Annotated in this window: 6 protein-coding genes; 1 reads left to right on the top strand and 5 read right to left on the bottom strand. The window is 43.2% G+C overall.

The window, feature by feature from the left end; genetic code table 11:
* The 5 genes from VK541_RS06000 to VK541_RS06020 form a co-directional block, all read right to left on the bottom strand.
* A partial coding sequence (locus tag VK541_RS06000) for a glutamate-5-semialdehyde dehydrogenase (RefSeq protein ID WP_324367909.1) occupies window positions 1-1,135 on the bottom strand: 1,135 nt, incomplete at its 3' end.
* Window positions 1,136-1,139: 4 nt separating this feature from the next.
* Window positions 1,140-2,174 (bottom strand): glutamate 5-kinase, encoded by a 1,035-nt coding sequence (proB, locus tag VK541_RS06005; protein ID WP_324367911.1) that lies wholly within the window; start codon window positions 2,172-2,174, stop codon window positions 1,140-1,142.
* A gap of 135 nt (window positions 2,175-2,309) precedes the next feature.
* The gene (locus VK541_RS06010; RefSeq protein WP_324367913.1) at window positions 2,310-2,720 is read right to left on the bottom strand and encodes an OsmC family protein; all 411 of its coding nucleotides are present in this window, start codon (window positions 2,718-2,720) and stop codon (window positions 2,310-2,312) included.
* 15 nt (window positions 2,721-2,735) lie between these two features.
* Window positions 2,736-5,162 (bottom strand): AsmA family protein, encoded by a 2,427-nt coding sequence (locus VK541_RS06015; RefSeq protein WP_324367915.1) that lies wholly within the window; start codon window positions 5,160-5,162, stop codon window positions 2,736-2,738.
* A gap of 166 nt (window positions 5,163-5,328) precedes the next feature.
* Window positions 5,329-6,849, bottom strand: a complete 1,521-nt coding sequence (locus VK541_RS06020; protein WP_324367917.1) for a malate:quinone oxidoreductase — start codon at window positions 6,847-6,849, stop codon at window positions 5,329-5,331.
* 194 nt (window positions 6,850-7,043) lie between these two features.
* Between VK541_RS06020 and VK541_RS06025 the strand changes: the two genes are divergently transcribed.
* On the top strand, window positions 7,044-8,202 hold a 1,159-nt coding region (locus tag VK541_RS06025), incomplete at its 3' end, for an aldehyde dehydrogenase family protein (RefSeq protein ID WP_324367919.1).

Here is an 8,202-nt window from a genome sequence, read left to right on the forward strand (position 1 = left end):
GACCAAACATCTGGCCATCGGTAAACCTGGTTGAAGCGTTCAGATATACAGCTGCCGCATCTACCTGATTTAAGAAACTTTCGGCTTTCTCCATATCCTGAGTAATTATAGCTTCTGAATGTTTAGATGAAAATTCCGAAATGTGGCTCAATGCCTGCTCTGTACTGTCCATGATCTTTAACGAGCATTTAAAGTCCAGAAACTCCCTTCCGTAATCTTCCGGTGCTGCCAGGTTCAATAAAGGATAGTTCATACTGTACAACAACTTATAAGAATCTTCATCGGCAAATATCTCTACATTATATGGAATAAACAACGGCACCAGCTTTTTTAAAAAAAGAGCAGCTATTTCCCTGTCCACCAAAACCGTGTCCAGAGCATTGCACACAGACGGACGGGATACCTTTGCATTGGCAACAACCCTAGCAGCGTCATCTATAACGGCTGTTTTCTCCACATAAGTATGGCACACACCGGCCCCTGTTTCAATTACGGGCACCAGTGCATTGCTGCGGACAAACTCGATAAGTTGATTAGAGCCGCGCGGAATGACCACATCTATATATTTCTCTGCCTGGAGTATGTCTAAAATATACTTTCTGTCTGAAGGCAGCTGCTGCACGATATTCCTGTCCAGTCCAAACTCCAGCAATACATCCTGTATCAGACCAACTACATATTTATTGGTATGGTCCGCATCCTGACCGCCCCGGAGCAAACATACATTACCAGACCTGATACATAAGGCAGCCACATCGATGGTTACATTGGGCCTGGATTCGTAAATTACCCCAACTACACCAAGCGCCACAGTTTTTTTCTGAATGAACAGCCCATTGCTCATTGTGTTTTCAGAAAGCAGCACATTTGTAGGATCAGCAAGATTTGAAACATCGATCAGGCTCTCAGACAGTCCTGCTATCCGTTCCGCATTCAACACCAAACGGTCCAGTTTAGGATCTGCAGGGTCCATCTTCTGCCTGTCCCTGACATTTTCTGCGATGATCTCATCAGTATGAGTCGTAATCACAGCAGCAAGCCGCCGAAGTATTTGCTGCTTCTCCGCATCGTTCAGACCAGATATGGACTTTCGCGCATTCTTTGCATTAATCAACTGTTCTTGGATAGATTCCATTATATTATAATATCACAATATCACTGGCATTAGCTATTTCCAGGTTATGCTGTTTTGAATTTTTAGTAATTGTATTTGACGATACCTTTGCCCTGGCAACCGCAACGATATTATTTTCCAGGTCCGTGATCTCAAAGATCTCTCCATCAGCAAAATCGGCAATAATAGATTTAATTCCTACCGCCAGCAGGCTTTTCCTCTTCCTTATGGCCTCACAAGCACCATCATCAATCATTAACCGCCCGGTCACCAGGCTTCCGCTTGCCAGCCATTTATTTCTGGAGGAAATGGATGAATTTTTTGGTGTGCACTCGGTACCCGTCTCGCCTTTCACTGCTTTTAATATACCATCCGGGGTGCGAACCCCAAATATAACCACTTTTATACCCATAGTGGATGCCAGATGTGCAAAGGTTAGTTTAGAAGTCATCCCGCCGAGCCCTACTTCCGATGTTTTCTTATTCGCCAGTGAGAAAATGTCATTGTCAATGGACTTAATTTTCTCCACCACTTTTCCATCGGCATCCAGAACACCGGGCACTGAGGTACCGAGCAGGATCAGCGAAGCACCAAAACCCACACCCAACAAAGTTGCAAGCTCATCATTATCCGAAAACTTTAGTTCCAGATTGCTGACCACATCATTCTCGTTTGCAATGGGGATCACACCATTTTTCCAAAGCTCCTCATAAGTTTCCTTTAGCTGCAAAAACTGGGTTCTGTTAGAGAAATGTTGTCTTTCACACAGACTTTGCGCTATCGCCATCTTATATTTTTCAAAGTGTCTGGCATACGTGCCAAGCAGTAAAGGGTTTCCTATTGCTGCTGCCGCCTTTCTTTCACTGATCTTCCCCTTGTAATTTTGGATATATTTTTTACCTGCCGCCACTGCACCGGAAGAAACCAGTATCAGATGATAATCAGCTGAAAGCATTGCAACTTGCCGGGTGATGTCCGCTATTATCGTTTCATCAATTTCACCCTTTGGAGTAGTAATGGAAGCTGAGCCCAGTTTTAGAACAAGTATTGACTTGGCCATTTTTTACGTTATTATTAGATTTTTGATTAGAGATTCCGAAAATAGATAAATTACGGCGTTCAACCATAAAACACCATAAAAAATCCTCCTGCTTATTGATAAAACAGGAGGATTTTTATTTATTTATAAGATTTCTTACAATAGTGTTGCCTCGAGTTGTATATCAACATTATAAGCCTTGCTCACGGGACAATTTGCTTTTGCTCCGGCAGCTATTTCCTGGAATTGCGTATCCTCAATACCCGGGATGCTCGCCTGCAATACCAAATGTGAACTGGTAATCACGCCATTATCTAAAGACACCGTAGCTTTAGTTTCAAGTGAAGTTGGATTAAAACCAGCTTCCGTAAGGTCAGCGCTTAGTTTCATGGTAAAACAACCTGCATGCGCTGCAGCCATTAACTCTTCAGGATTGGTACCAATTCCTTCTGCAAACCTGCTGTTGAAAGAATACTGTGTCTTTTCAAGAACTTTACTGTCTGTGGTGAGGTGGCCTGAGCCTTCTTTAATTGTGCCATTCCAAACGGCTGTTGCATTGCGTTTCATAATTTTTAGAGATTATTAAGTTTTATTACGGTTCCGGTTCAGCTTGATCTTGATCTTGCCGTCTTCACCGTCGGTTGCCAGTAAATGTAAGACAATTCCTTTCATTCTCCGCTCTTTTATTTGTCTCCTATCCGTAATATCTTGGTCTTTTTTAGGGTTTCTCAGCGGTACATCCAGGGCGATATTTGTTCCGCTGCCCATAGAATAAATACCAGCAATGTCCATATTGAGCAAACTGGAACTGATCTGCATGGGATTTATGGTCACTTTTTCCCCATCAATATCAAATTTGCCGTTCAAGCTACTGAACGTAATGTTGTCAAGATTCCTGAACGGAAATGCAAATTTACCTGCACTTTTCACCGGCTCAAAACTGACCAGTGCCCCGTTCTTCAGGTCAAAGATCACACTTCCGGTAAGGGATTTTGGCAGTAATTTCCCCTGCTCACTGATCATGCCCCTAATGTTCGTTTTTGAGAACAAGTATCCGCGCAGGTTTTTCGAGGTCAAAGACTTTAAGCCAAAGTTGTCGAACGCATAAAAGAAGTGCCTGATGTCAACATTACTCAAAATAGCATTCAAGGTAAACCTGTTGATGTCCTGCTTTTGAGTTACTCCGCCACTCAATTTAAGTGAGCCCCCGGCATGCTCCACAGTCACATTCCTTATCGCTATTCCCGATTCAGAAAGCAGTAGATCAGCATTTGCGTTCGTTGCCAGAAACTTTTTATAATACACTTTATTCACCCTGACATTCATATTGACCTGGCTCATTTCAAAAGCTTCGTTCAGGTTATCTGAGAAGTTTGATTTCGGTGTTCTTTTTTTAGCTTTTGGTTTCCTGGTGCCTAAAAAGCCGAGAAATTCTTCCAGGTGGATCTGCGGGCTCCTGATCTTCCAGTTCAACTGGATCTTCTCTGGTGCAGTATAATACAGATTTAGAAAATTTCGTATGCTGCCATCCATCAGCACCACACTCCTTCCAGTTTGAAGTCTGATGTTTTTAATGAAAAGGTCACGATCGGTAAAATTAAGGGAAATGTCCGTATTCTTAAAACTTACCTTGCGGGGAACATAAGTGACATCCCCCTGTTTAATATCTATAATCCCCTTAACGTAAGGTTTGGTCAGCACAAAATTTACAATATCTGCCTTATAAGCCAGTTCAACCCCGGCCGTTCCTTTACCAAATTTCAGCATATTGTCCCCTATCACATTGTTCAGTTTAGCAATGTCAAATTTAGATTTGAACACGCCCGTCGCAACCGGGTTATCCAGATCATTAATGGAAGCGGTATCAATGGAAAACGGCAGTTCTTTATACTTCCCCTTAAAGCCATAAAGTTTGATGGCAGAATTTGCATCGGTTAAACCTTTGCCATTGACAAAATTATTGGTGAACATTCCGGCAAAGCTGCAGTCATCAACCACCCCTCCCGGAGTTGTCAATACGTTGTTTTTAACAATAGCTTTTACATTGATCCCCGGATCTCCGCCCGGCCCCATATTACCGGCAATGGTACAAAACACATGGATCGGTTTGTCCAGGTTAAACATATTCAGCTTACTGGTAATATTTGGGGCCAGTAAGGCCGACGCATTTCTCCACAAAATCTTTTTGACTTCGATATTGATCTTAAAATCCGTGCTTTCCTTTGAAGTATCGAAAGCAGCACCAATGACAAACGGATCCTTCCCAATATCCAATGTATTTGGCGCAACCCTGATCATTCCATCACCATCAGTATATTTAATCTCAAAAGGTCCCTCCAGTAATTTGTCTTTTATAAAGCTGCCGCGGCGTGTATTAAAAGCAAGACTTTTCGCAAACGCTTTCAGCTGGACATCAGCCTCCCAGTCAGACCATGAATAGTCAACTTTGGCTTTCAGGTCATCTATTACAAACTCAAACAGCTTATGTCCCCGCTGATTGTCCATAATAAAATTTACATTGTTCAGGGTGATTTTCCCGATCTCCATGGATGAGCTTTCTTCACTGCGCGGCTCTTTTTTTGTTTTGTCTTTTTTCTTGAAAATGGATGTGTTACTATAGCCATTGCTGTCTGTAAACAGGTAAATAGCCGCATTCCCGATTCCTATCTTCTCGATCTCTATGGTACCGGTCAGTAAACCGGTCGTGTTCAGTGCAACTTCAAAATCCTTGGCTGCCAGCAACGTATGCTTATGCTGATTCCAAAGCTTATCTTTTAACAGGACATTTTTCAGTTTGATCGAAATCCCCGGGAATCCACCCAGAAACGTAGGATCCATGCTTTCGATGGTCATGGAACCATTCAGGTTTTTATTCAGTTTTTTGGTAATATTAATGAGCAGTTCTTTTTTATTCACCGTTACATATATTGCTGCACCGATATAAACAATCAGAACAAGCCCAACAAGAATACCAAATACTTTAAGTGCTATTTTAGACCAACGAGGCATTTTTTTGTTTAATGATTAACGTTTAAACCTTAACAATTGTTTTCGGGTATATTCATACAGCAGAATGCATGCCACAGACAAGATGCACCTGGATGTATACCAATGTTAAGTTACGTTTATTTTTTTGATCCGGATTTCGGCCTGGTCTGCGGAGACATCAGTTGAGCTATTCAGCCTTCAACTTCAGTACACGCGTGGTTTCCGTCCTTATCTGACAAGTCAGTTCGGCATTGCCGCTTAGCTTCTGTCCATACGAAGGAATCATCTCCTTCAGCTTTTTCTGCCATTCCGCAGTCTTCAGTTCCTTGCTAAAACAGCGTTCCATTAAAGTGATCATGATTGACACCGCAGTAGAAGCACCTGGCGATGCCCCAAGCAAAGCAGCGATAGAACCATCGGCAGCAGTAACCACCTCAGTACCAAATTCCAGTATCCCACCATGTTTTTCATCTTTTTTGATCACCTGCACACGCTGCCCTGCAGTTTCCAGCTCCCAGTCCTCCATTTTAGCGGTAGGCAAGTACTCTTTCAGCGCTTCCAGCCGGTCCCCGGGCGACTGCCTCACCTGGTCAATCAAATATTTAGTAAGCTGCAGGTTATCCAGTCCGGCAGAGATCATCGGTCTTATGTTATTTACCTTTATAGATAAAGGCAAATCCAGTAAAGAACCGTGCTTTAAGAATCGGGTCGAAAAACCAGCGTAAGGACCAAACAACAATGCTTTTTTGCCATCTATCATCCTGGTATCCAGGTGTGGTACTGACATCGGGGGTGCTCCTACAGATGCTTTGCCATAAACCTTCGCATTGTGTTGTTCTATCACCTCAGGGTTCACACATTTCAGCCACTGTCCGCTTACCGGAAATCCCCCAAAACCATCTCCTTCCGGAATGCCTGATTTCTCCAGCAATGGCAATGATCCACCTCCCGCACCAATGAACACGAATTTCGCTTTCACAATCCGCTTTTTCCCGGTCGCCTGGTCCTTTACCTTTACCTCCCACAGATCATTCTTTTGTTTCAGTTTACGTACCTCATGGTCAAAATACAGGTTTACATATGCTCTTTCCTGCAACTCGTTAAACATCGTCCTGGTCAGTGAACCGAAGTTTACGTCTGTACCCAAAGCCATTCTTGTTGCAGCCACTTTTTCTGCAGGATCCCTTTTCTCCATTACCAGAGGCATCCATTCTGCCAGCAGTGCAGGATCTTCAGAATAAGCCATTCCTTTAAACAAATTGCTTTTTTGAAGATTATTGTATCTCGTTTTTAAAAATTCTGCGTTTTCGGCACCCCATACAAAACTCATGTGCGGAATGCTTTTGATAAATGACTCCGGGGAATCAACAAGGTTATTGCTGACCAGAAAAGACCAGAATTGCTTTGACACCTCAAAAGATTCAGCGATTGCTATAGCCTTTTTGGTTTCAACCGTGCCATCCGGACGTTGCGGTGTATAGTTGAGTTCGCAAAATGCAGAATGTCCTGTACCGGCATTATTCCAGGCATCCGAGCTTTCAGCTGCCGCCACGTCCAGGCGCTCAAAAATTTCAATACTCAGGTCCGGTTGCAGTTCCTTTAGCAAAACGCCTAAGGTAGCACTCATGATGCCTGCGCCAATTAAAATCACGTCAACCGATTCTTCTGTATTACTGTATTTTGGAGTCATTATTGAAATTTTTTGCAAAAGTACGATTATCGCTTAAATTTTACCTCAAATCCACAAATATGATTTCAATATATTGCGTTCAATCAACAAATTTCCTGCATTTTCAGGCAGATTAATATACAATGGCGATTTTTAATATAAAACCTTAACAAAAAAACCGATTGCTAAAGCAATTTGTTAACTTGATAAAACCTAAATAAGACAATTTGATCATGAGTATTCAATCCATTAATCCAGTCAGTGGTAAGCTGATCAAAAAATACAAGGAACATACTTTAAACCAGGCCATACAAAAAATTGAAAAGGTACACGCCGCTTGGCCAATATGGAAAGAGACAGCATTTTCCGAACGGGCAAAGCTCCTCCATAACCTCGCCGGGCTGCTTATTTTGCGCAAGCGTACCCTCGCCGAGCTCATGGCAAATGAAATGGGAAAACCCATTAAAGCAGGAATAGAAGAAATTGAAAAGTGCGCGTCAGTATGTCATTACTATGCAGCAAATGCCAAGGATTTTCTAAAAGATCAGCTGGTGCCCATGGAAGCCGGCAAAAGCTATGTGAGTTTTCAACCCTTGGGTGTCGTGCTCGCCATTATGCCATGGAACTTTCCCTTCTGGCAGCTGTTCAGGTTCCTGGCCCCTGCACTGATGGCAGGCAACTGCGGCGTACTCAAACATGCCTCAAACGTAAGCGGTTGTGCACTGGCTATAGAAAAACTCATTACCGAAGCAGGCATCCCTCAAAATGTTTTCAGTGTTTTGCTGATCAGCAGCAGTGTAGTCAAAGAAATGATCAAACATCCGCTGATCAAAGCCGTAACCCTTACCGGCAGCACCGAAGCGGGAATCCAGGTAGCACAGCAAGCCGGAGGGCAATTGAAAAAGGCAGTACTGGAACTGGGCGGCAGTGATCCGTATATCGTTCTGGAAGACGCCGATTTGAGAACCGCGGCGAAGATCTGTGCACAGAGCAGACTTATCAACAACGGCCAGAGCTGTATTGCCGCCAAGCGGTTTATCCTGGTCAAAAAGGTTGAAAAAGAATTCTTAAAGCTGTTCAAACTGGAAATGTCGTCCAAAGTAACCGGAGATCCTTATGACCCCGATACCGATCTCGGACCAATGGCACGTAAAGACCTGAGAAACGAATTGCATCAGCAAGTACTGGATAATATAAAAGCAGGTGCAAAATGTCTGCTTGGAGGCCAGATCCCCAATTTTAAAGGGAACCACGCCTTCTATACCCCTACCATTCTAACCGGAATAAAGAGCAATATGCCTGCCTACCGCGAGGAGTTGTTTGGGCCTGTAGCATTGATCATAACTGCAAAAGATACAGAAGACGCCATCAGAATAGCCAACGATACTACGT

The sequence above is a fragment of the Pedobacter sp. genome, from assembly GCF_035317785.1.
GTDB lineage: Bacteria > Bacteroidota > Bacteroidia > Sphingobacteriales > Sphingobacteriaceae > Pedobacter.